Origin of the sequence: Citrobacter portucalensis (assembly GCF_002042885.1) — a bacterium.
Classification (GTDB): Bacteria; Pseudomonadota; Gammaproteobacteria; order Enterobacterales; family Enterobacteriaceae; genus Citrobacter; species Citrobacter portucalensis.
In genome coordinates this window covers 163,983-188,762 of sequence record NZ_MVFY01000010.1, presented here as the reverse complement: position 1 = coordinate 188,762, position 24,780 = coordinate 163,983, and the positions used below count along the sequence as shown (strand labels likewise).

Sequence of the window (24,780 nt, the reverse complement as noted above, 5' to 3'; positions counted from 1 at the left end):
TAAGAAAGTTAATCATTCTCTACTCTACCTCAGACAGTCGGAACCATGGCCAGAAAAACGAAAGCTGATGCCCTCAAAACGCGGCAGCACCTGATAGAAACGGCAATTGTACAGTTTGCCGCACGTGGCGTAAGCAATACGACGCTAAACGACATTGCGGATGCCGCCAGCGTGACGCGTGGCGCGCTCTATTGGCATTTCGAAAATAAAACTCAATTGTTTAATGAGCTATGGTTACAACAACCACCTTTACGCGATCTTATTCAGGACAAGTTAATTGGTCGTTGGGGTGATAACCCTTTACAGCGATTGCGAGAAAAGTTTGTGGTGGGGTTACAATATATTGCAGAGAACCCTCGTCAGCAGGCATTAATGCAGATTTTATATCATAAGTGTGAATTTCATAACGATATGATATCTGAGCAGGCTATTCGCGATAAAATAGGTATCAGTCATCAAAGCATTCGTGATTCCCTGCAAAAATGTGTCGATGACAATTTGATTGCCACCACTCTTGATTTAGATGTCATCATCATTATTCTGCACGGTAGTTTTAGCGGAATTATAAAAAACTGGTTAATGAATCCAGTGAGTTATGATCTATATGGGCAAGCTCCAGTATTAGTTGATAATGTACTAAAAATGTTAAGCCCAGACGGTAGCGTCATGCAATTAATGCAGAGTGAAAACCAGGTCGGATAGTTTTTACCGCCAGAGGCTGACGGCTGTCGAAGTGTTATCTGAGGTGCTATTCGAGGTCGACGCAGTTGACCAGCTTAAGGGGATTCACTGAGTTCATATTCCGGCACTTGTCGTGCTCTGTTGTCATCAGCTCTATCCATTGGATGAGCAGCGCATCAAAAAGAAAAACGAAGACCGCAAAAACAACCAGCCACCAATACTTGCGAATCATTCCTAAACCCTGTGTATTCATGCCCAAGTGTGCAGGGAATATACACGAAATTTTTAAGCTGAAAAGCAGACTTACAATGCCTTTACTTTGTTGAAAGATCGCCACTCTTTGCCGTCAATCGACTCTTTTTAGACAGGTTTTTTGTCTTACGTTTTTTCACCTTGGCAAGCTCAATTTCTGAAAAATGAGAACCGATACTCAGTCTTCTGAGCCCCATTTTTACGTATTCAGTATTGATCTCAATCCCGACAAACTTGCGACCCAATTCCACGGCGGTAGCTCCGGTGGTGAAGCTGCCGGCGAACGGATCCAGCACTTTGTCATCCGGGTTGGAGGAAGCCAGAATTATACGCTCCAGGAGGGCTTTGGGTTTCTGGGTGGGGTGGTTTTCGTATTCGTCCATCAGATAGCGTACGCGTGGGAACTCCCAGACATTGCCCGGTACTTTTTTCTGATTGTAGGGCTGCGGCGGGTTTTTTCTGTAGTCTATTAGCGCGCGTTTAGCGCCAGTTTTGGCTTCAACCAGAATATCGTCACGATTAAATGTGTAGTTTTTCTGATCTTTTACCATCATCAGGATCGGTTCATACATCGAACCAAAGTAATTTTTGGCCTGTACCCCTGAGCTATCGTATGACCACACGATACGACTCTTGATGGTAAAAAGCGGGCGGCATTTGAGGTCGATGTACGGCATGTTCTCCGTACTGTTCATGATGTACATGGTGCCGTGTGGTTTGAGGATGCGATGGCACTCGTCGATGCACTCAAACAACCACGCCAGAAAGGCTTCTTCGTCCCAGGATTCCACCATCCCGTCAAAGTCTTTTCCGATGTTATAAGGAGGGTCAGCAAAAATGAGTTCAACGCTTTCAGACGGCAGTTTTTTTAGTTCAGTTAGTGCGTCACCCAGGATTATCTTTTTAGATTCATCGCCAAAATAGACAGGTTCACATCTCGCGTTCATCGCCAAAGCCTCCCGTGTGACGTCAATAAAAAAGGCGCTTCCCCATGCCGAGTAGCGCCTTTTAAAACAAACATTTAACTGATTAGTATCAGTTCATGCCGTATTTTTTCAGTTTTTTACGCAGCGTACCACGGTTGATGCCCATCATCAGGGCAGCACGGGTCTGGTTACCGCGGGTGTATTGCATCACCATGTCCAACAGGGGCTGTTCTACTTCAGCCAGTACCAGCTCATAGAGATCATTCACATCCTGACCATTCAATTGAGCAAAATAGTTCTTCAGTGCCTGTTTAACCGAGTCACGCAGGGGCTTTTGAGTTACCTGGTCCTGAGAGTTAACGGTAGAAACGGTCAGTACGTCAGAATTTACGCGTTGTTCGAACATAGTTCTGTCAGCTCTTTATTTCTGTTTACGCAAAATTTTCGAAGTATGCCTCCAACGCCGCCAGCTGTTCGCTGGAATCTTCAATGGCGTTGAATGTGCGCCGAAACTGGTCATCCGGAGCGTGTTCCTGGAGATACCAGGATACGTGTTTACGCGCAATTCGGTACCCTTTTGCCTGACCATAAAAGTCGTGCAGTTCCCGAATGTGCGCACAAAGCAAGCGCTTCACCTCTGCCAGAGGCAGCGGGGGCAGCAGCTCCCCAGTGTCCAGATAATGCTGGATTTCCCGAAAGATCCAGGGTCTTCCCTGAGCTGCACGTCCTATCATCAGGGCATCCGCCCCCGTATAGTCGAGTACAGCTCTGGCTTTATGCGGGTCAGTAATGTCGCCATTCGCGATAATCGGAATGGAAACTTTCTGCTTAACTGCCCGAATACTGTCGTACTCAGCATCTCCATTGAACAAACAGGCGCGGGTGCGTCCATGAATGGTCAGAGCCTGAATGCCACAGTCTTCAGCCAGTTGGGCAATCTCTACGCAGTTACGGTGTTCCGGAGCCCAGCCGGTGCGAATCTTGAGTGTGACAGGAACGTCCACTGCATTGACGACCTCGGTTAGTATCGATTTCACTAAATCCGGGTACTGCAAGAGGGCTGAACCTGCGAGCTTGCGATTCACTTTTTTAGCCGGACACCCCATATTGATATCAATAATCTGGGCGCCGCTTTCCACGTTAATACGTGCGGCATCGGCCATCTCAACAGGGTCGCTACCGGCAATTTGCACCGTGCGAATTCCTGGCTCATCAACGTGCACCATCCGTAAACGAGACTTGTCACTTTCCCAAACCTGCGGGTTAGAAGACATCATCTCGGATACTGTCAATCCTGCTCCCATCTCATAGCACAGCGTCCTGAATGGTCTGTCAGTGATGCCAGCCATAGGTGCTGCGATCAGGCGATTTCTGAGCTGGTATTGTCCGATGCGCATGAGTTAAGAAATGACCATACTGTGACTGCAAGGCGGCGTATATTACGCATTTTTCGCACGAGATGAAAGGCCAAACTTTGACCAATCCACTGAGGTGGATCAATGAATTGCCGTAAATGTGAACGCATGAAAATATTTAATCATATAAATCATCGCATTATAAAAATGTGTCGATTTTATATACACATATAATTTTGCGTAACTTCTCATTTTTTCTTCAGCTGCAGACGGTACTGACAAGATATTCTGCTGAATTAATCAGCAAATTACCTCGTCATTGTGTGATCGCTACCTCATTTTAGTACAGGATCTCGGTATCCCCAGAATAGCTGTCCGTAATCTTGCGTTCATTCAACGGCTGCAGCGGGCGATTGTTTGCTGGCCCAACAATGTAGTGGAATTTATCCATTTGTTCGGCAGAAAGAGCAACAGGCGTTTTCAGGATAGTCCAGGTGACGCCTTCGGTGCAGGGAGGCGTTGTTAACGAACCACGGTAGCGCCAGTAGGTTTTATTGTCGGGTAAAAGCTGGTGGATATCGACCGGCGAGAAGATGGCCATGCTGCTGTCCTCCATGGTTGGAAAGGACTCCCACAAATTTTGAATCGCCTGGTTTGGTTCGCCGATATCAAACATAACCGCCACGATAGCGATGTCTCCGGATTGATTTTTGTGGACCAGCTGCAGCTCCAGCGGATAGGTTTTACCGTTGAGGGTATGTTCGCTCGGGGCATGAAAATCAAATTGTTTTAAATAATAAAGCGTTTCATCAATTTCAATAGAATTAGATGCGTAGCTACTCATCGTTGCTTGCAACGTATGGTTAATGCTCCGAAATCTAGTTGGGCCATCGACGTACTGCATGTTCAGCGCGGGGAGACCGAGTTTACTGGTTGTGGTGGTCTGGATGTCTATGGGGGATTGGTTTATGCCTGTCTGGCACGTTGCATACGCTTTGCTGATTTCTCCCCACCGTGCGGGGCCGTTTTCTTCGGTATATCCCCATGGTACGGCCAGCGTGGTCAGTGGCATCATGCATGCTGCCAGCAAAGTTGTTGTAAAACAGTTGAAACGCATACGTTTACTCAACGAAAATCAATATAAAAAATAACAAAATCAATTGATTATTATATCGCTGAGGAAAGTGTCGGTATGCTGGTCAATTGTCTGAAAATGGCGTGGTCAGATAACCACGCCGGAAGGGATTATTTTTTCTGGCCGGTAATGCGACACCACTCTTCTTTCTCGATAACCGGATCGAGCGTAAAGAGATCGGCATAGGCTTCACAGACGCTTTCCGCCTGACTGGCAAGAATACCAGAAAGCCCCAGCAAACCGCCCTCAACGGGCAGTACGCTGATTAACGGAGCCAGTTCACGTAATGGGCCAGCAAGGATGTTGGCGACCACCACGTCGGCTTTCATCGCCTCTGGCTGGTCTTTCGGCAGATAAAGCTCCAGACGCTCAGAAACACCATTACGCTGGGCGTTATCACGGCTGGCCTGAATCGCTTGCGGGTCGATATCCACGCCAATGGCTTTCGCCGCACCCAGCTTCAGTGCCGCAATGGCAAGAATGCCGGAGCCGCAGCCAAAGTCGATAACCGTTTTACCGTTAAGATCAAGACCGTCCAGCCATTGCAGGCACAGAGAGGTAGTGGGGTGCGTGCCTGTACCAAACGCCAGACCCGGGTCCAGCATCACGTTGACAGCATTCTCATCCGGGACATCGCGCCAGCTTGGGCAAATCCACAGACGTTCACCAAAGCGCATCGGGTGGAAGTTATCCATCCATTCGCGTTCCCAGTCTTTGTCTTCGAGCTGTTCGATTTTATGCGCGAAGCCTTCACCCAGCAGCGGATGCTGTTCCAGGATAGCAACTACTTCTTTCATGTCGGTTTCTGCATCGAACAAGCCGATAACGTCGGTATCACCCCACAGGCGAGTCTCGCCCGGCAGAGGTTCAAATACCGGCGTATCATGCGTATCCTGGAAAGTAATGGAAACGGAGCCCGCTTCCATCAGCGCATCGCTCAACTCTTCAGCGTTGGCACCGGTCGTGTTCAGTTTCAGTTGGATCCATGGCATGGCAAAACTCTTTATTTATCAGTAGTCAATATGGCGGCTTGCGGGACGGCGGAACCGAAACGGTTGCCTATCAGGAAAGCCAGCAAGCTTATCAGTAACGAGGGCACGATTGGGTGGAAGCCCAGGAACTGAACGTTAAAGGTGGCGAGTAGAGCATAAAGCACGCCGCCGACAATCATCGCGCTCAATGCGCCTGACGCGTTTGCCCGCTCCCAATAGAGGCCCAGCACCAGCGGCCACAGGAAGACGGCTTCCAGCCCGCCAAACGCCAGCAGATTAAGCCAGATAATCATCTCTGGCGGTTTCCAGGCGGCCAGCAACAGTAACGCGCCCAGCAGCAGGGTAATCACTGCCGACATGCGTTTCAGTCGGGTTTCGTTTTCCAGCTGTTCCGGGCGAAGGTTCAGGTACAGATCCTTAATGATCGTAGCGGAACTTTGCAGCAATTGGGCATTGATCGTCGACATGATCGCGGCCATGGGCGCGGCGAGGAAAATCCCGGCAGCGACCGGCGGCAGGACTTTGACCATCAGCGTAGGGATTACCAGATCCGGTACCGTCAGGTCAGGGATTACCGCCCGTCCCAGAGCGCCCGCCAGATGCATACCAAACATCAGAATCGCCACCACGATGGTGCCGATGATAATGCCGCGGTGTACCGCTTTACTGTCTTTATAAGAGATACAGCGTACCGCCGTATGCGGCAGGCCAATCACGCCAAAGCATACCAGCACCCAGAATGAGGTCATAAACGTGGGTGACAAAATGTCATCAGCGCCCTGCGGCGAAACCAGTTTAGGATCGATAGTCTGCAGGGTTACCACCGCATTGCTGAGGCCACCGGCAGCATGAACAACGCCGACCAGCAAAACGATAGTACCAATCAGCATCACCATGCCCTGCATGGTGTCGTTCAACACGCTGGCGCGAAAGCCGCCGAACGCCGTGTATAACGCGATGCTGACGCCAAAAATCAGCAGACCGGTTTCGTAGGGGATACCCGCTGCGGTTTCCAGCAAACGTGCGCCGCCAATAAACTGTACGGTCATTGCCCCGACAAACGCGACCAACAGGCTGAGGCTTGCCAGCCATACCAGCAGGCGGCTCTGGTAGCGTGCAAATAGCATATCGTTGAGGGTAACCGCATTATAACGGCGTGCCAGAATGGCGAATTTCTTACCAAGAATCCCCAATGAGAGCCATACGGCGGGCAACTGGATCATCGCTAGCAGCACCCATCCCAGTCCGTATTTGTAAGCGGCACCAGGACCGCCAATAAACGAGCTGGCGCTAATGTAGGTTGCCGTTAGCGTCATCGCTAACACGACGCCGCCCATGGAGCGGCTGCCGAGGAAATATTCATTCAGGAAGGTACCGGTCGATCTCTTGCGCATGGCATAAACTGAGAGACCGAAGACCACCAGAAGATAGGCGACCAGCGGAAAAATAACTTCAAGCTGCATCGTCATCCTCCAACGGAATGTCGCGATAGATAAACTTCACCATCGCCCAGCACAGCACGATAAAAACCAGCGGCGTTAGCAGGCAGGCCATTTCGAACCAGTGCGGTAAGCCGGTAAAACCCAGCGTTGAATCTGGTAAGTAAGCGGCCACTAACCATGTGACCAGATATAAAAGGGTTAGCCACAGCGCCCAGCGCGCCTCTTTATGGGCCTGAACAAAACGAGCGTCCATTTTTTGTCCCTTGTGGATAAAGAAAGCGGGGATTGTACCTTATGGCACGTGCGGGAGGGGAGAAAAACAAAAGGCCGGAATTTCCGGCCTTTTCGGTTAACGCACGCTTACTTTTCCTGAAGTCCGAGTTTTTTCTCCAGGTAGTGGATATTGGTTCCACCGTGCTGGAAGTGCTCGTCATTCATGATACGGATCTGCAGGTCAACGTTGGTTTTGATACCGTCGATGATCAGTTCCTGCAATGCGTTTTTCATACGGGCGATAGCGACGTCGCGGTTTTCGCCATAGCAGATCAGCTTACCGATCATTGAGTCATAGTACGGAGGTACGGTGTAGCCTGCGTAAATATGAGACTCCCAACGCACACCAAAGCCACCCGGCGCGTGGAAACGCGTGATTTTACCCGGGCTTGGCAGGAAGGTGTTCGGGTCTTCGGCGTTGATACGGCATTCTACCGCATGGCCTTTAACCACAACTTCGTCCTGCTTGATGGACAGCGGTTGACCCGCTGCGATGCGCAGCTGCTCTTTGATCAGATCAACGCCGGTGATCATTTCGGTTACCGGGTGTTCAACCTGAATACGGGTGTTCATCTCAATGAAGTAGAACTCGCCGTTTTCGAACAGGAACTCGAAAGTACCCGCCCCGCGATAGCCGATATCAACACACGCTTTGGCGCAACGCTCGCCGATGTAGCGACGCAGTTCCGGGGTAATGCCCGGCGCTGGTGCTTCTTCGACAACTTTCTGGTGACGACGCTGCATGGAGCAGTCACGTTCTGCCAGATAAATCGCGTTACCCTGACCGTCAGCCAGCACCTGAATTTCAATGTGGCGTGGGTTTTCCAGGTATTTCTCCATGTAGACCATGTCGTTATTGAAAGCGGCTTTTGCTTCCGCTTTGGTCATGGAGATGGATTGTGCCAGTTCGGCATCGCTGCGCACGACGCGCATACCGCGACCGCCGCCGCCGCCGGAGGCTTTGATGATAACCGGGTAGCCGATGCGTTTAGCATGAGCGCGGTTAGCGTCCATGTCATCGCCCAGCGGGCCGTCAGAGCCTGGGACTGTCGGTACGCCCGCTTTCTTCATCGCGGTGATTGCAGACACTTTGTCGCCCATCAGGCGGATGGTGTCAGCTTTCGGGCCGATGAAGATAAAGCCAGAACGCTCTACCTGCTCAGCAAAATTGGCGTTCTCAGAGAGGAAGCCATAGCCCGGGTGAATTGCCACCGCGCCGGTGATTTCAGCGGCGCTGATGATAGCCGGGATGTTCAGATAGCTTTTTACGGACGGAGCCGGGCCGATACAGACCGTCTCATCCGCCAGCAATACGTGTTTTAAATCGCGATCCGCACTTGAATGCACAGCGACAGTCTTGATGCCCAGTTCTTTACAGGCACGAAGAATACGCAGGGCAATCTCGCCGCGGTTGGCGATAACAATTTTATCCAACATGTTCGCCTCGTTATTCGATGACGACCAGCGGCTCGTCAAATTCTACCGGTTGACCACTTTCTACCAGGATCGCTTTAACTACGCCGGATTTGTCGGCTTCGATCTGGTTCATCATTTTCATGGCTTCAACGATGCACAGGGTATCGCCCGCATTCACTTTCTGTCCGATTTCGATGAACGCTTTAGCATCCGGGCTCGGGGTGCGGTAGAACGTACCAACCATTGGGGAGCGTACGATGTGACCACTGATTTCCGCTGCTGCCGGAGCTTCCATACTTGGAGAGGCAGTTTGTGCGACAGCGTTAGACAGAGCTGGTTGCTGCATCACTGGTGCAGCATAAGCCTGTTGCATCATCGGAAAACTTGCAGCTGGCGCTGCACGGCTGATGCGTACAGATTCTTCGCCTTCAGAAATTTCCAGTTCGGAGATGCCTGATTCTTCAACCAGCTCGATCAGTTTTTTAATCTTACGAATATCCATGAGTGGGTTCCGTACTCTTTGTTTAGTGAGATTGTGACAGGCGTTTTACCGCCGTCTGTATAGCATTTTTATAACAGTGAGTGACAAGATGCCACGCATCTCAGGCGCTGCACTGGGTGCTGCTGCCATTAAGTGAGATTGCCAGACTTGTTAGTCATTGTGCGGCTATCTTCTGCCATTTTCGGGTAAAAGACAAAATATACCTTCAATATGCGATTGTCACCCTTTCAGCGCCTTAAAAACGCTACCGGGGATAGCAAAGTCGCACATTATAACTATTTCGTAGCAATTGGCAGCTAAATACTGGTCTTATCAGGGAAGATAATCAACCGTTAACATGTAAAGAAAATCGGATCGTCCGTGTTTTGCAACGCACTGCACATATCGTGAAACTACCGCCACCACTGGCGAAACTTCTTGTAACGGCACGCTAACAGCACCGCAGCGAGCGCTGCATAAATAATCGGTTGAGGGGAGATAATTTTTACCGACCACAGATAATGTATGGGTGCCAGGATCGCCACAAGATAGACGAAGTTGTGCAAATACTGCCAATTTTTACCCAGCTTTCGCTGTGCAGCCTGCGTGGACGTTAAGGTGAGGGCGAATAATATGACCCAACTGACAATGCCCAAGGTTAAATAAGGTCGCGTAATTAATTCCCGCCCTAACAACGCCAGATTATTAATGCCCAGTTCCAGTAACGCGTAGCTGGTTAAATGCAGTGTTGCCCAGGCGAAACACCATAGCCCTAACAGGCGACGTGTGCGTATCAATAATGGCTGTTTAGCGTAGCGCGCGAGTGGAGAGACCAGCAAGGTCGCCAGCAAGAATTTCAGAGCTGTCCTACCGGTAAAGTGCTGGATATCTTTGACCGGATCGGCGCTCAGGCCGCCGTGATTTATCGCCCAAAATAGCCAGATAAACGGCAAAAAACCGGCAAGATGCAGGCAAACTTTCAGCCCGGTAATATACTTTGCGGTCAGTCGCACTTAAAAATTCTCCTGCAAATTGAGTCCGCGATACAGTGACGCAACCTCTTCGGCATAGCCGTTAAACATCAGCGTAGGCTGACGCTGTACGTCCAGAATACCGCCAGCGCCAATAAAACGCTCAGTGGCCTGGGACCAGCGGGGATGATCGACATGCGGATTCACGTTGGCATAAAACCCGTATTCATTGGGCGCGGCCAGATTCCAGGTTGTCGGAGGGCGTTCGCGCGTGAGTTTGATACTCACGATCGACTTAATGCCTTTAAATCCATATTTCCACGGCACAATTAAGCGAATGGGCGCGCCATTTTGTGGCGGAAGGGCCTTACCATAAACCCCCACGGTAAGCAGTGTGAGTGGGTGCATCGCTTCATCCAGGCGCAACCCTTCAACATAGGGATACTTCAGCCCGCCGCCAATAAAGCGATCTTTTTGTCCTGGCATTTCCTCCGGAGCGTACAGCGTTTCGAACGCGACATACTTCGCATTGCTGGTGGGTTCCACCTGCGCCAACAGTTTATGTAACGGAAAGCCAATCCACGGCACGACCATTGACCAGGCTTCCACGCAGCGCATGCGGTAAATCCGTTGCTCCAGCGGGAAACGGGTGGTCAAGGTATCGTGATCGAGAGTGAGTGGTTTGGCGACCTCACCACTGATTTTTAATGTCCACGGATCGGTTTTCAGGCTACCTGCGTTGGCTGCCGGATCCGCTTTGTCGAGACCGAATTCATAGAAGTTGTTGTAGCCAGAAACTTTATCCGCTGGGGTTAAAGGAAGCGAATTTTGCCAGGCGGCGGGCTTGCTGAAATCAAGCGGCTTTCCCGCGGGCGCGGGCGGGCGGTCATTACCCTTAAACCAACTCAGAAGGTCAGCCTGCGCAGAGTGGGGTAAAGACAACGCGGCTGCGCTGATCCCTAATGCTTTCAGCACATGGCGACGCTGCATAAAAAAAGCCGACTCGTCAGTGACGTCGGCTTCTGTAAATGGACGTAATTTCTTCATAACAGACTCCCGGCTTACGCGTCATAACTGACAGGGGACGCGTAGTTAATATGGCAGGGAGTCTGTAGATGTGCCGCGAAATTTCGTTAATTAAGTGTAAATTTCTGCGCCAGGGTCTGTTACTTCACCTTCACCAGCGTACGGCCTTGCACCTGGTTATTGATGATGGCATCGGCGAACTTCGGCGCATCCGCCAGCGTAATTTCCGTTGCCGCCTGAGCATAGAAAGATTCCGGCAGATCCTTAACCAGACGCGCCCAGGCTTCTGCACGGCGTGCCGGCGGGGTCATCACCGAGTCCACTCCTTGCAAACGAACGTTACGCAGAATGAATGGCATCACCGTGGTTGGCAGAGCGAAACCGCCCGCCAGGCCACAGGCGGCAACACAGCCGCCGTAGTTCATCTGCGCGAGGACTTTCGCCAGAACTTTGTCGCCAACGGTATCCACCGCGCCAGCCCACAGCTGTTTTTCCAGCGGGCGAGATTCAGCAAATTCATCGCGGCCAAGAATGCGGTTAGCGCCCAGGCTTATCAGGTAGTCGTGGGTGCTTTCACGACCCGAAACCGCCGCAACCTGATAACCCAGCTTATGCAGTAATGCAACGGCCGTGCTGCCCACGCCTCCGCTGGCACCAGTGACGACGATCTCACCGTCTTGCGGACGAATTCCTGCATCTTCAAGCGCCATGACGCAAAGCATGGCGGTAAAGCCAGCGGTACCGATGACCATGGCTTTACGTCCATCCAGCCCTTCTGGCAGCGCAACCAGCCAGTCGCCTTTCACGCGTGCGCGTTCTGCCAGTCCACCCCAATGATTTTCACCTACGCCCCAACCGGTCAGTAAAACCTCCTGACCCGCATGAAAACGGGGATCTTCGCTTGCACGCACGGTACCAGCGAAATCGATACCAGGAATCATCGGAAAATTACGAATGATTTTTCCCTTGCCGGTGATAGCCAGGGCGTCTTTATAGTTCAGGCTTGACCAGTGGACATCCACCGTTACATCGCCTTCCGGTAGCTGATTTTCGTCGAGGGGTTGAACGGATGCGAGGGTTTTTCCGTCCTGCTGTTCTAAGATCAAAGCCTGCATAACCTGTCCTCAATTCGTATAGTGGATTGGAAAATTAATAATGAAGACTATACTCGCTAATCAAAACATGATGCCGATTCTGCGCAATAAATTGCCAGATATACCTGATTTGGTAGTATGCCCTCACAGTTTGTATAAATTGGCGGATTTTGCGGTCAGTTTTGCATTTTAGAGTCGATTTATCACTTTCAGGCCTGTTTCATAACTGTCGGAGTTAACACAAGGATGCGATTAACGACGAAATTTTCAGCTTTTGTCACGCTGCTTACTGGGTTAACGATCTTCGTGACTCTGATCGGCTGTTCGCTGAGTTTCTACAACGCTATTCAATATAAGTTCACCACGCGCGTTCATGCGGTCGCGACGGCGATTGATACGCATCTGGTCTCCAGAGATGTCGTTGCGTTAACCCCGCAAATCGATGAACTGATGGTTTCTGTTGATATCGTGCGCATCGAACTGTTGCAGGGCGAAAACGTGGTGTATGACCACTCCCGGACCAGCAGCTACCGACCGGCAGGGACAAACAATCTCTACCGCGAGATTACCGTACCGTTGGTCAAGCATCCGGGTATGTCATTGCGTCTGGTTTATCAGGATCCGATGGGTAACTATTTCCATTCGCTACTGACCACCGCGCCGCTCACGATAGCCATTGCTTTCATTATTCTGATGCTCTTTTTGTCTGTGCGCTGGCTTCAGCGTCAGCTTTCGGGTCAGGAGCTGCTGGAGATCCGTTCTACGCGTATTCTGAACGGCGAACGTGGACCGAACGTGCGGGGAACGGTCTATGAATGGCCTGCGCGTACCAGCAGTGCGCTCGATATGCTGCTGACTGAAATTCAAAATGCCCGCGAGCAACGCAGCCGCCTGGATACGCTGATTCGTTCCTATGTCGCGCAGGATACAAAAACCGGGCTAAGCAACCGCTTGTTCTTTGATAACCAACTGGCCACGCTGCTGGAAGATCAGGAAAAAGTAGGCTCGCATGGCGTCGTGATGATGGTGCGCCTGCCGGACTTTACGCTGCTGCGCGATAGCTGGGGAATCACCCTCGCGGAAGAACAAATCTCGACGCTGATCAATTTGTTGTCGACTTTTATGACGCGCTATCCGGGCGCGTTGCTGGCGCGCTACCACCGTAGCGATTTTGCTATTCTGCTGCCGCACCGTACGCTGAAAGAGGCGGAAAGTATCGCCGGGCAATTATTAAAAGCGGTAGATGCACTTCCGGCTAATAAAATGATCGATCGTGCCGATATGGTTCATATTGGCATTTGCGTTTGCCGCAGCGGTCAGTCGCCGGAGCAAGTGATGGATCATGCTGAAGCCGCCACCCGGAATTCGGTATTGCAGGGCGGAAATAGCTGGTCGGTCTATGATGACTCGCTGCCGGAAAAAGGTCGGGGCAACGTACGCTGGCGAACGCTGATCGAACAGATGCTCAGCCGGGGCGGGCCAAGAATTTATCAAAAGCCTGCGGTAACGCGCGAAGGTCGGGTGCACCATCGGGAGTTGATGTGCCGTATTTTTGATGGCAACGAAGAGGTCATTTCGGCGGAATATATGCCGATGGTCCTGCAATTTGGTCTGGCAGAAGAATATGACCGTTTGCAGATAAGCCGTCTGATCCTGCTTTTGGGCTACTGGCCGCAGGAAAATCTGGCGATGCAGACAACGGTAGAATCGCTTATTCGTCCACGTTTTCAGCGCTGGCTGCGTGATACGCTGATGCAGTGCGAAAAATCATTACGCAAACGCATAATTATTGAACTTGCTGAGGCAGATGTCTGTCAACATATCAGCCGGTTACAGCCCGTCATCAGATTGATGAATGCGCTGGGCGTGCGTATTGCCGTTACGCAGGCGGGGTTAACGCTGGTGAGCACCAGTTGGATCAAAGAGCTTAACGTTGAGTTATTGAAGCTTCATCCAAGTCTGGTGAGGAACATTGATAAGCGAACGGAAAATCAGCTTCTGGTTCAAAGCATGGTGGAGGCCTGTTCGGGAACACCCACGCAGGTTTACGCCACGGGCGTACGTTCGCGTAGTGAGTGGCATACGCTGACAGAACGCGGAGTTGCGGGTGGGCAAGGAGATTTTTTTGCCGCATCACAACCACTTGACACTAACGTGAAAAAATATTCGCAAAGATACTCGGTTTAACCTGCCGTTTAATTTGTTTTCACGTAGAATAACGCGCGCTGTGCCTTCTGGGGGTGTGCTTGCCTGCTCGCCAGGTTGTAACAGCAAACATGCAGGTGAATGACCTTTGACAGGTTGCAAACAAAAGCGAGGAGTGCTGCTGATTTATTCAGCCCTGATGGACTCAGGCCGGTTTTGTAACAAAGGAAACGAACTGCACTAATTTTCACCGTAGCAGATGATTTTTGCGCCTTGTCGCTGCTGCGTGTGGTTGGTAAAGTAAGCGGATTTTGTTTTCCGCCCCAGCTTTCAGGATTATCCCTTAGTATGTTGAAAAAATTTCGTGGCATGTTTTCCAATGACCTGTCCATTGACCTGGGTACCGCGAATACCCTTATTTATGTAAAAGGACAAGGCATCGTATTGAATGAGCCTTCTGTTGTGGCCATTCGTCAGGATCGTGCCGGTTCGCCGAAAAGCGTGGCTGCAGTAGGTCATGATGCGAAGCAGATGCTGGGTCGTACGCCGGGCAATATCGCTGCAATTCGCCCAATGAAAGACGGCGTTATTGCTGACTTCTTCGTGACTGAAAAAATGCTCCAGCACTTTATTAAGCAAGTGCACAGCAATAGCTTCATGCGCCCAAGCCCGCGCGTACTGGTGTGTGTACCGGTTGGAGCAACTCAGGTTGAACGCCGTGCGATCCGTGAATCCGCTCAGGGCGCAGGTGCTCGTGAAGTCTTCCTGATCGAAGAGCCGATGGCGGCCGCGATCGGTGCGGGTCTGCCAGTTTCTGAAGCAACCGGTTCAATGGTTGTGGATATCGGTGGTGGTACCACTGAAGTTGCCGTTATCTCCCTGAACGGCGTGGTTTACTCCTCTTCTGTCCGTATTGGCGGCGACCGCTTCGATGAAGCCATCATTAATTATGTTCGTCGTAACTACGGTTCTCTGATCGGTGAAGCGACCGCAGAACGTATTAAACACGAGATCGGTTCCGCTTATCCGGGCGACGAAGTGCGCGAAATCGAAGTTCGCGGTCGTAACCTGGCTGAAGGCGTTCCGCGCGGCTTTACCCTGAACTCTAACGAGATTCTGGAAGCCCTGCAGGAACCACTGACCGGTATCGTGAGCGCAGTAATGGTTGCACTGGAACAGTGCCCGCCGGAACTGGCATCTGACATCTCCGAACGCGGTATGGTGCTGACCGGTGGCGGTGCGCTGCTGCGTAACCTTGACCGTCTGTTAATGGAAGAAACCGGTATTCCAGTTGTTGTTGCTGAAGATCCGCTGACCTGCGTGGCGCGCGGCGGCGGCAAGGCGCTGGAAATGATCGACATGCACGGCGGCGACCTGTTCAGCGAAGAGTAATCGGATGCAGGTTGGGTAGCCCCCGCGGGTTGCCCTTCCGCTCTGATACGAGAATACGCATAGACTATGAAGCCAATTTTTAGCCGTGGCCCGTCGCTACAGATTCGCCTTATTCTGGCGGTGCTGGTGGCGCTCGGCGTTATTATTGCCGACAGCCGCCTGGGTACGTTTAGTCAAATCCGAACGTACATGGATACCGCCGTCAGTCCTTTCTACTTTATCTCAAATGGTCCTCGTGAATTACTCGACGGCGTGTCGCAAACGCTGGCTTCGCGTGACCAACTCGAACTTGAAAACCGGGCGTTGCGTCAGGAACTGCTGCTGAAAAACAGCGAACTGCTGATGCTGGGGCAATACAAACAGGAGAACGCGCGTTTGCGTGAGCTGCTGGGATCGCCATTGCGTCAGGACGAACAAAAGATGGTGACGCAGGTCATCTCAACGGTTAATGACCCTTACAGCGATCAGGTCGTGATCGACAAAGGGAGCGTTAACGGCGTCTACGAAGGCCAGCCGGTTATTAGCGACAAAGGCGTAGTAGGTCAGGTCGTGGCGGTGGCTAAATTGACCAGCCGCGTGCTGCTGATTTGCGATGCGACGCATGCGCTGCCCATTCAGGTACTGCGTAATGATATCCGCGTGATCGCTGCGGGTAACGGTTGCACCGACGATCTTCAGCTCGAACACCTGCCGGCTAACACCGACATTCGCGTTGGCGATGTGCTGGTCACCTCGGGTCTGGGTGGACGTTTCCCTGAAGGTTATCCGGTTGCTGTTGTTTCTTCCGTTAAGTTGGACACTCAGCGCGCTTATACCGTGATTCAGGCTCGCCCGACCGCGGGTCTGCAGCGTCTGCGCTATCTGCTGCTGTTGTGGGGTGCCGATCGTAATGGCGCAAACCCGATGACGCCGGAAGAAGTACACCGCGTTGCGAATGAACGTCTGATGCAAATGATGCCGCAAGTTCTGCCTGCACCAGATACCATGGGACCGCCTGCGCCAATGCCAGCACCTGCAACAGGCGTGGCTCCAGCGCCCGCAGATACCACGCCGCCACAACCTGCTCCGCGTAAGCCGGGAGGACAGTAAGTGGCAAGCTATCGTAGCCAGGGACGTTGGGTGATTTGGCTCTCGTTCCTTATTGCACTGTTGCTGCAAGTCATGCCCTGGCCGGATGACATTCTGGTTTTCCGGCCAAACTGGGTGCTGCTCATCTTGTTGTATTGGATCCTGGCGCTGCCGCATCGCGTAAATGTGGGCACGGGATTTGTGGTGGGTGCCATACTGGATCTCATCAGCGGCTCCACGCTTGGCGTGCGCGCATTGTCGATGAGTATCATTGCTTATCTGGTCGCGTTGAAATTCCAGCTATTCCGAAACCTCGCGCTCTGGCAACAGGCGCTGGTGGTCATGTTGTTATCACTGGTCGTGGATATTATTGTTTTCTGGGCCGAGTTTTTAGTGATCAACGTCTCTTTCAGACCTGAAGTGTTCTGGAGTAGTGTAGTGAATGGTGTGCTTTGGCCATGGCTATTCTTACTGATGCGTAAAGTCCGTCAGCAGTTTGCGGTGCAATAAGGTTGATATGAATACTCTGTATCTTGCTTCAGGTTCTCCACGTCGTCAGGAGTTGCTCGCTCAGCTTGGTGTTACATTTGAACGACTGGTCCCAGGGATTGAAGAACAGCGGCACCCGCAGGAAAGCGCGCAGCAGTACGTTTCCCGTCTGGCGCGCGAAAAAGCGCAGGCTGGCGTAGCGCTGGCCCAGCGCGATTTGCCGGTATTGGGTGCGGATACCATCGTTATCCTTAATGGCGAAGTGCTGGAAAAACCTCACGACGCCGACCATGCCGCAGCAATGCTGCGCAAACTGTCGGGCAAAACGCATCAAGTTATGACGGCCGTGGCACTGGCCGATCGCCAGCACAGTCTGGACTGCCTGGTAGTGACGGAAGTGACATTCAGAGCACTAACCGATGAGGACATCGCGGGCTATGTTGCCAGCGGTGAACCAATGGATAAAGCAGGTGCATACGGTATTCAAGGGTTGGGTGGCTGTTTTGTCAGGAAGATAAATGGCAGCTATCACGCCGTAGTCGGCTTACCGCTGGTAGAAACGTATGAGTTGCTGACCAATTTTAACGCACTGCGTGAGAAAAGGGATAAACATGACGGCTGAATTGTTGGTAAACGTAACGCCATCGGAAACTCGGGTGGCTTACATTGATGGTGGTATTCTGCAGGAAATTCATATTGAACGTGAGGCGCGACGCGGAATCGTAGGCAATATCTACAAAGGTCGTGTAAGTCGTGTACTTCCGGGTATGCAGGCGGCTTTTGTAGATATTGGACTGGATAAAGCCGCATTTCTTCACGCTTCTGACATCATGCCGCACACCGAATGCGTGGCGGGTGAAGAACAAAAACAGTTCACCGTACGCGACATCTCTGAACTGGTGCGCCAGGGTCAGGATCTGATGGTGCAGGTGGTAAAAGATCCGTTGGGAACTAAAGGCGCACGCCTGACGACGGACATCACGCTTCCTTCCCGTTATCTCGTCTTTATGCCGGGGGCTTCGCACGTTGGCGTATCCCAACGTATCGAAAGCGAAACCGAACGCGAACGCCTGAAAAAAGTGGTGGCGGATTACTGCGATGAGCAGGGTGGCTTCATCATTCGCACGGCGGCGGAAGGCGTATGTGAAGAGGATCTGGCCTCGGATGCTGCCTACCTGAAGCGCGTCTGGACGAAAGTCATGGAGCGTAAAAAGCGCCCGCAAACGCGCTACCAGATGTACGGTGAATTGGCCCTGGCACAGCGCGTGTTGCGTGACTTTGCCGATGCGCAGCTGGACCGCATCCGCGTTGACTCCCGTCTGACCTATGAGGCGTTACTGGAATTTACGGCGGAATATATCCCCGAGATGACCAGCAAGCTGGAACATTACAGCGGGCGCCAGCCTATTTTTGATCTCTTTGACGTTGAGAATGAAATCCAGCGCGCGCTGGAACGCAAAGTTGAGCTGAAGTCCGGCGGCTATCTGATCATCGATCAAACCGAAGCGATGACCACCGTGGATATCAACACCGGCGCGTTTGTTGGGCATCGTAATCTCGACGACACTATCTTTAATACTAATATTGAAGCAACGCAGGCCATTGCTCGTCAGCTGCGTTTGCGTAACCTCGGCGGTATTATCATTATCGATTTTATCGACATGAATAATGAAGATCACCGTCGCCGGGTGCTGCACTCCCTGGAGCAGGCTCTGAGCAAGGATCGCGTAAAAACCAGCATTAACGGTTTTTCACAGCTGGGCCTGGTGGAGATGACGCGCAAACGCACACGTGAAAGCGTGGAACATGTACTGTGCAACGAGTGTCCGACCTGCCATGGGCGTGGTACGGTGAAAACGGTGGAAACCGTATGCTATGAAATCATGCGCGAAATCGTGCGCGTACACCATGCATATGACTCCGATCGTTTCCTGGTTTATGCCTCTCCGGCAGTGGCTGAAACCCTGAAAGGTGAAGAGTCACATGCGCTGGCGGAAGTTGAGATCTTTGTCGGCAAACAGGTCAAAGTACAAATCGAACCGCTGTATAACCAGGAGCAGTTCGACGTCGTCATGATGTAAATCGTGTAGTGGCACCCGCGCATGTAGGCCGGATAAGGCGCAAGCGCCGTTATCCGGCAATATTCACTCAAGGGGTGTGAGTCATATTTTTTGGTAGACAAGGAGAGGCGCGTGAGGCGATTGCCGGGGATTTTACTGCTCACTGGAGCCGCATTCGTTGTCATCGCAGCGCTGCTGGTCAGTGGACTGCGCCTTGCGTTACCTCATCTTGATAGCTGGCGTCCGGCCATTCTTGGCAAGATTGAATCCGCCACAGGTCTACCTGTTTCCGCTAGTCAGCTTTCTGCCAGCTGGCAAAATTTCGGTCCTACGCTTGAAGCGCGTAATATCCATGCGCAGCTGAAAGATGGGGGAGAATTTTCGGTAAAACGCGTCACGCTGGCGCTGGATGTCTGGCAAAGTTTGCTGCACATGCGCTGGCAGTTTCGCGATCTCACCTTCTGGCAACTGCAGTTGCGCACCAATACTCCTATCCAGCGCAGCGAAGGCGGAGATGGGATTGAAACCGGCCATCTCAGCGATCTCTTCCTGCGTCAGTTTGATCATTTCGATCTACGCGACAGCCATATCAGCTTTATAACCCTCTCAGGTCAACGTGCTGAACTGGCGATCCCCCAGCTTACCTGGCTGAACGGTAAAAATCGGCATCGCGCCGAGGGTCAGGTCAGCCTCTCCAGCCTGACCGGACAGCACGGCATTATGCAGGTGCGTATGGATCTGCGTGATGACGAAGGGCTGTTGAATAACGGTCGAGTCTGGCTGCAGGCAGACGACATCGACGTCAAACCGTGGTTGGGCAAATGGATGCAGGATAATGTCGCGCTACAAACCGCGCGTTTTAGCCTGGAAGCATGGATGACGATCGGCAAAGGCGTCGTTTCTGGTGGTGATGTCTGGCTGAAAAAAGGCGGGGCAAGTTGGCTGGGTGAAAATCGTACGCATACGCTTTCCGTCGATAATCTGACGGCGTACATCAGCCGTGAAGAGCCGGGCTGGCAATTCTCTATTCCCGATACGCGTATCACCATGGATGATAAGCCCTGGCCGAGCGGGGCATTAACGCTGGCCTGGATCCCTGAGCAGGAAGTCGGTGGTGAGAATAACAAACGCAGTGATGAGCTACGCATTCGCGCCAGTAATCTGGAACTGGCCGGGTTAGAAGGGCTGCGTCCGATGGCGTCCAGGTTATCACCTGCGCTGGGTGATATCTGGCGGGCCACGCAACCCAGCGGCAAAATAGATGTGCTTGCGCTGGATATCCCGTTACAGGCGACAGAAAAAACCCGCTTCCTGTCCTCGTGGACCGATTTGGCCTGGAAACAGTGGAAGCTGCTGCCGGGGGCAGAACATTTCTCCGGTACGCTTGCGGGCAGCGTTGAAAATGGGGCGCTCACCGCCTCCATGAAACAAGCAAAAATGCCGTATGAAACCGTCTTCCGAGCGCCGTTGGAAATAGAGAACGGCGTGGCGACGCTAAGCTGGCTGAAGAATGATAAAGGCTTCCAGTTAGACGGGCGCAACATTGATGTTAAAGCGAAAGCGGTACATGCGCGCGGTGGTTTTCGCTATCTGCAACCGGCTGATGATGAGCCATGGTTGGGCATTCTGGCCGGTATCAGTACCGACGATGGCTCCCAGGCCTGGCGTTATTTCCCGGAAAACCTGATGGGCAAAGAGCTGGTTGACTATCTCAGCGGTGCTATTCAGGGCGGCGAAGCGGATAACGCTACGCTGGTGTATGGCGGCAATCCGCATCTGTTCCCGTATCTGCACAATGAAGGGCAGTTTCAGGTCCTGGTGCCGCTACGCAATGCGAAGTTTGCTTTCCAACCTGACTGGCCTGCGCTGAACGATCTCAATATCGAACTGAACTTCATTAACGATGGCCTGTGGATGAAGACGGATAGTGTCAATCTAGGCGGTGTGAAGGCCAGTAACCTGACGGCCAATATTCCCGACTATGCAAAAGAAAAGCTGCTGATTGATGCCGATATCAACGGGCCAGGCAAGGCGGTTGGACCTTATTTTGATGAGACTCCGTTGAAGGATTCTCTCGGCGCCACGCTGGAACAGTTGCAAATTGACGGTGATGTGAATGCTCGCTTACATCTTGATATTCCGCTAGACGGCTCGCTGGTTACCGCCAAAGGCGACGTCAACCTGCGTAATAACAGTCTGTTTATTAAACCACTCGACAGCTCGCTGAAGAATTTGAATGGTAAATTCAGCTTTATCAACGGCGATCTGAAGAGCGAGCCGATGACGGCGAACTGGTTCAATCAGCCGCTGAACGTCGACTTCTCCACCACCGAAGGGGCGAAAGCCTATCAGGTAGCCGTGAACCTGCAAGGCGACTGGCAGCCAACCCGCATGGGGATTTTACCGGCGCAGGTCAACGATGCGTTAAGCGGTAGCATGGCGTGGAATGGCAAAGTGGGTATCGATCTTCCGTATCATGCCGGGCCGACCTACGACATTGAGCTAAAGGGTGACCTGAAGAATGTAAGTAGTCACTTACCTGCTCCGCTGAATAAGGCGCCCGGTGAAGCGTTGCCGGTGAATGTTAAGGCCAACGGTAATCTGCGCAGCTTTGAACTGACCGGTAATGCTGGCAGTAAGAACCACTTTAACAGCCGCTGGTTGCTGAATCAGAAACTGACGCTTGACCGCGCTATCTGGACGTCGGAAAGCCGTACTGTGCCCGCGTTACCCGATCAGCAAGGCATTGAGCTTAATCTTCCCCCTATGGATGGCGCGCAATGGCTGGCGTTGTTCCAAAAAGGCGCAGCGGATAACGTTGGAACTAATGCCAACTTCCCACAACGCATCACCGTGCGTACGCCATCGTTATCCCTGGGCGGTCAGCAGTGGAATAATTTGAGTATTGTGTCTGAGCCTGCGAGCAATGGCTCCATCGTACAGGCGCAGGGTCGTGAAATTAACGCCACGCTGGCGATGCGCAATAATGCGCCATGGCTGGCCAATATTAAGTATCTTTATTACAACCCCAGCGCGGCGAAAGCGTCACCGGGCAACACATCAGCCTCGCCGTTTTCCGCCGTGGACAACTTCAGCTTCCGCGGCTGGCCGGACCTTCAGTTACGCTGTGCCGAGTGCTGGATGTGGGGACAGAAATATGGGCGCATTGATGCCGATGTAGCAATTAAAGGCGACACGCTAACGTTGAGCAACGGTCTGTTGGATACGGGCTTTGCCAGACTGACCACCGATGGCGTGTGGGTGAATGCACCGGGCAAAGAGCGAACGTCACTGAAGGGTAAACTGAGCGGTAATAAAATTGACTCTGCGGCCAGTTTCTTTGGCGTATCGACCCCGATTCGTAATTCTTCGTTCAACGTGGAGTATGACCTGCACTGGCGTAACCCGCCGTGGGATCCGGACGAAGCATCGCTGAATGGGATTTTGCGTACCCGGTTGGGCAAAGGTGAGCTTACCGAACTCAGTACCGGGCATGCGGGGCAACTGTTGCGACTGCTGAGCTTTGATGCGTTGCTACGTAAACTACGTTTTGATTTTAGCGATACCTTCAGTGAAGGTTTCTATTTCGACTCGATTCGCAGCACGGCGTGGATCAAAGATGGTGTGATGCATACCGACGACACGCTGGTGGATGGTCTGGAGGCAGACATTGCGATGAAAGGCTCAGTGAACCTGGTCCGTCGGGAGCTGGATATGGAAGCCATCGTCGCGCCTGAAATTTCTGCCACCGTAGGGGTTGCCGCTGCGTTTGCTGTCAACCCGATTGTCGGTGCGGCGGTATTTGCTGCCAGTAAGGTTCTGGGGCCATTATGGAGCAAAGTTTCGATTCTGCGCTATCGCATCACCGGTCCGGTCGATAAACCGCAGATTAACGAAGTTCTGCGTCAGCCGCGCAAAGAAAGCCAGCAATGATTTGACGGGGGCGAGTAATTGCCCCAATCTCAGTACAGTGATCTTCTACCGCAGTCCGTAGGCCGGAAAAGGCGTTCACGCCGCCATCCGGCATTGAAGTGCCTGATGGCGACGCTGGCGCGTTTTATCAGGCCTACAACAGAAACTAATGAGTACCAAAACGATGAGTCTGAACCTGGTAAGTGAACAATTGCTAGCGGCGAATGGCCTGAAACATCAGGATCTGTTTGCCATTCTGGGCCAACTGGCCGAACGCCGTCTTGACTACGGCGATCTCTATTTTCAGTCGAGCTATCACGAATCCTGGGTTTTAGAAGACCGCATCATTAAAGACGGCTCTTACAATATCGATCAGGGTGTTGGCGTGCGCGCCATCAGCGGCGAAAAAACAGGGTTTGCCTATGCAGACCAGATCAGCCTGCTGGCGCTGGAGCAAAGTGCTCATGCTGCCCGTACTATCGTGCGTGACAGCGGTGACGGCAAAGTAAAAACGCTGGGAGCGGTTGAGCATCAGGCGCTTTACACTTCGGTTGATCCGTTACAGAGCATGAGCCGCGAAGAGAAACTGGATATTCTGCGTCGCGTTGATAGCGTGGCCCGTGCCGCCGACAAACGCGTCCAGGAAGTAACCGCCAGCCTGACCGGTGTTTATGAACTGATTCTGGTAGCAGCGACCGACGGTACGTTGGCCGCTGACGTTCGTCCGCTGGTACGCCTGTCCGTAAGCGTACAGGTCGAAGAGGACGGTAAGCGCGAGCGCGGTGCCAGCGGTGGTGGCGGTCGTTTTGGCTATGACTATTTCCTTGGCGACCTTGATGGTGAAGTCCGTGCTGACGCTTGGGCGAAAGAAGCCGTACGCATGGCGTTAGTTAATTTGTCCGCGGTAGCAGCGCCTGCTGGTACGCTGCCGGTAGTACTCGGCGCTGGCTGGCCTGGCGTTCTGCTGCATGAAGCGGTCGGTCATGGTCTGGAAGGTGACTTTAACCGCCGTGGTACCTCGGTATTCAGCGGTCACATGGGTGAGCTGGTGGCGTCGGAACTGTGTACCGTTGTGGATGATGGCACAATGGCGGACCGTCGTGGCTCTGTGGCTATTGATGATGAAGGCACACCGGGTCAGTACAACGTGCTGATCGAAAACGGTATTCTGAAAGGCTACATGCAGGACAAACTGAACGCGCGCCTGATGGGCGTCGCGCCAACGGGTAACGGTCGCCGTGAATCTTACGCGCACCTGCCGATGCCACGTATGACCAACACCTACATGCTGCCGGGGAAATCCACGCCGCAGGAAATCATCGAATCCGTTGAATACGGTATTTATGCACCTAACTTCGGCGGCGGCCAGGTGGATATCACCTCCGGGAAATTTGTGTTCTCGACGTCTGAAGCGTATCTGATTGAAAACGGTAAAGTAACCAAACCGGTGAAAGGCGCGACGCTGATTGGGTCTGGTATCGAAGCGATGCAGCAGATTTCGATGGTAGGTAACGACCTGAAGCTGGATAACGGGGTTGGTGTGTGCGGTAAAGAAGGGCAGAGCCTGCCGGTGGGCGTGGGCCAGCCGACGCTGAAGGTGGATAACCTGACGGTAGGTGGTACTGCATAACATCATGATGTATGCCCGATAAGCACCAGCGCTATCGGGC

Annotated in this window: 22 protein-coding genes; 9 read left to right on the top strand and 13 right to left on the bottom strand. The window is 52.4% G+C overall.

Annotated features, from left to right (window positions below; genetic code table 11):
* Positions 1-45 precede the first annotated feature (45 nt).
* Complete coding sequence (gene envR / locus BZK40_RS16500) at positions 46-702, top strand: acrEF/envCD operon transcriptional regulator (RefSeq protein WP_048225757.1); 657 nt, start codon at positions 46-48, stop codon at positions 700-702.
* Positions 703-748: 46 nt separating this feature from the next.
* Here the strand turns inward: envR and BZK40_RS16495 are convergent, their stop codons facing one another.
* The 13 genes from BZK40_RS16495 to acuI all read right to left on the bottom strand — a co-directional run bounded on the left by BZK40_RS16495 (position 749) and on the right by acuI (position 12,065).
* Positions 749-913 carry a DUF2556 family protein gene (locus BZK40_RS16495; protein WP_003025279.1) on the bottom strand — a complete coding sequence of 55 codons (165 nt, stop codon included), beginning with the start codon at positions 911-913 and terminating at the stop codon, positions 749-751.
* A gap of 82 nt (positions 914-995) precedes the next feature.
* Positions 996-1,880 carry an adenine-specific DNA-methyltransferase gene (gene yhdJ, locus BZK40_RS16490; protein WP_008785971.1) on the bottom strand — a complete coding sequence of 295 codons (885 nt, stop codon included), beginning with the start codon at positions 1,878-1,880 and terminating at the stop codon, positions 996-998.
* An 88-nt stretch (positions 1,881-1,968) separates the two neighbouring features.
* Positions 1,969-2,265 (bottom strand): DNA-binding transcriptional regulator Fis, encoded by a 297-nt coding sequence (gene fis / locus BZK40_RS16485; RefSeq protein ID WP_000462905.1) that lies wholly within the window; start codon positions 2,263-2,265, stop codon positions 1,969-1,971.
* Between the two features lie 25 nt (positions 2,266-2,290).
* Positions 2,291-3,256 (bottom strand): tRNA dihydrouridine synthase DusB, encoded by a 966-nt coding sequence (gene dusB / locus BZK40_RS16480; protein ID WP_008785970.1) that lies wholly within the window; start codon positions 3,254-3,256, stop codon positions 2,291-2,293.
* 298 nt (positions 3,257-3,554) lie between these two features.
* Entirely contained in the window at positions 3,555-4,289 is a 735-nt protein-coding gene (locus BZK40_RS16475) for a carbonic anhydrase (RefSeq protein WP_223849040.1), read from the bottom strand.
* Positions 4,290-4,459: 170 nt separating this feature from the next.
* Positions 4,460-5,341, bottom strand: a complete 882-nt coding sequence (gene prmA, locus BZK40_RS16470) for a 50S ribosomal protein L11 methyltransferase (RefSeq protein WP_003025221.1) — start codon at positions 5,339-5,341, stop codon at positions 4,460-4,462.
* A gap of 11 nt (positions 5,342-5,352) precedes the next feature.
* Positions 5,353-6,804 carry a sodium/pantothenate symporter gene (panF, locus tag BZK40_RS16465; RefSeq protein WP_020996361.1) on the bottom strand — a complete coding sequence of 484 codons (1,452 nt, stop codon included), beginning with the start codon at positions 6,802-6,804 and terminating at the stop codon, positions 5,353-5,355.
* Positions 6,794-7,036 (bottom strand): YhdT family protein, encoded by a 243-nt coding sequence (locus tag BZK40_RS16460; protein WP_003828839.1) that lies wholly within the window; start codon positions 7,034-7,036, stop codon positions 6,794-6,796. The genes panF and BZK40_RS16460 overlap by 11 nt, the downstream gene beginning before the upstream one ends.
* Positions 7,037-7,143: 107 nt before the next feature.
* On the bottom strand, positions 7,144-8,493 hold the full coding sequence (gene accC, locus BZK40_RS16455; protein ID WP_003828838.1) for an acetyl-CoA carboxylase biotin carboxylase subunit: 1,350 nt from the start codon (positions 8,491-8,493) through the stop codon (positions 7,144-7,146).
* Between the two features lie 10 nt (positions 8,494-8,503).
* Positions 8,504-8,974, bottom strand: a complete 471-nt coding sequence (accB, locus tag BZK40_RS16450) for an acetyl-CoA carboxylase biotin carboxyl carrier protein (RefSeq protein ID WP_003025210.1) — start codon at positions 8,972-8,974, stop codon at positions 8,504-8,506.
* A 392-nt stretch (positions 8,975-9,366) separates the two neighbouring features.
* Complete coding sequence (gene msrQ, locus BZK40_RS16440; protein ID WP_048236876.1) at positions 9,367-9,966, bottom strand: protein-methionine-sulfoxide reductase heme-binding subunit MsrQ; 600 nt, start codon at positions 9,964-9,966, stop codon at positions 9,367-9,369.
* On the bottom strand, positions 9,967-10,971 hold the full coding sequence (gene msrP / locus BZK40_RS16435) for a protein-methionine-sulfoxide reductase catalytic subunit MsrP (protein ID WP_057067970.1): 1,005 nt from the start codon (positions 10,969-10,971) through the stop codon (positions 9,967-9,969).
* Between the two features lie 119 nt (positions 10,972-11,090).
* Complete coding sequence (gene acuI / locus BZK40_RS16430; RefSeq protein ID WP_079934964.1) at positions 11,091-12,065, bottom strand: acrylyl-CoA reductase (NADPH); 975 nt, start codon at positions 12,063-12,065, stop codon at positions 11,091-11,093.
* Positions 12,066-12,290: 225 nt separating this feature from the next.
* Between acuI and csrD the strand changes: the two genes are divergently transcribed.
* The 8 genes from csrD (at position 12,291) to tldD (ending at position 24,740) form a co-directional block, all read left to right on the top strand.
* The gene (gene csrD, locus BZK40_RS16425) at positions 12,291-14,231 is read left to right on the top strand and encodes an RNase E specificity factor CsrD (protein ID WP_079934963.1); all 1,941 of its coding nucleotides are present in this window, start codon (positions 12,291-12,293) and stop codon (positions 14,229-14,231) included.
* Positions 14,232-14,537: 306 nt separating this feature from the next.
* Positions 14,538-15,581 carry a rod shape-determining protein MreB gene (gene mreB, locus BZK40_RS16415; protein WP_000913396.1) on the top strand — a complete coding sequence of 348 codons (1,044 nt, stop codon included), beginning with the start codon at positions 14,538-14,540 and terminating at the stop codon, positions 15,579-15,581.
* A gap of 66 nt (positions 15,582-15,647) precedes the next feature.
* Entirely contained in the window at positions 15,648-16,670 is a 1,023-nt protein-coding gene (gene mreC / locus BZK40_RS16410) for a rod shape-determining protein MreC (protein WP_003828827.1), read from the top strand.
* Complete coding sequence (mreD, locus tag BZK40_RS16405; protein ID WP_003025196.1) at positions 16,671-17,159, top strand: rod shape-determining protein MreD; 489 nt, start codon at positions 16,671-16,673, stop codon at positions 17,157-17,159. It abuts the gene before it with no gap.
* A gap of 7 nt (positions 17,160-17,166) precedes the next feature.
* The gene (locus BZK40_RS16400; protein WP_008785959.1) at positions 17,167-17,760 is read left to right on the top strand and encodes a Maf family protein; all 594 of its coding nucleotides are present in this window, start codon (positions 17,167-17,169) and stop codon (positions 17,758-17,760) included.
* On the top strand, positions 17,750-19,219 hold the full coding sequence (gene rng / locus BZK40_RS16395; protein ID WP_003025190.1) for a ribonuclease G: 1,470 nt from the start codon (positions 17,750-17,752) through the stop codon (positions 19,217-19,219). The genes BZK40_RS16400 and rng overlap by 11 nt, the downstream gene beginning before the upstream one ends.
* A 111-nt stretch (positions 19,220-19,330) precedes the next feature.
* Entirely contained in the window at positions 19,331-23,131 is a 3,801-nt protein-coding gene (yhdP, locus tag BZK40_RS16390) for an AsmA2 domain-containing protein YhdP (protein ID WP_079934962.1), read from the top strand.
* Between the two features lie 163 nt (positions 23,132-23,294).
* Positions 23,295-24,740 carry a metalloprotease TldD gene (tldD, locus tag BZK40_RS16385; RefSeq protein ID WP_003025183.1) on the top strand — a complete coding sequence of 482 codons (1,446 nt, stop codon included), beginning with the start codon at positions 23,295-23,297 and terminating at the stop codon, positions 24,738-24,740.
* Positions 24,741-24,780: the final 40 nt, after the last annotated feature.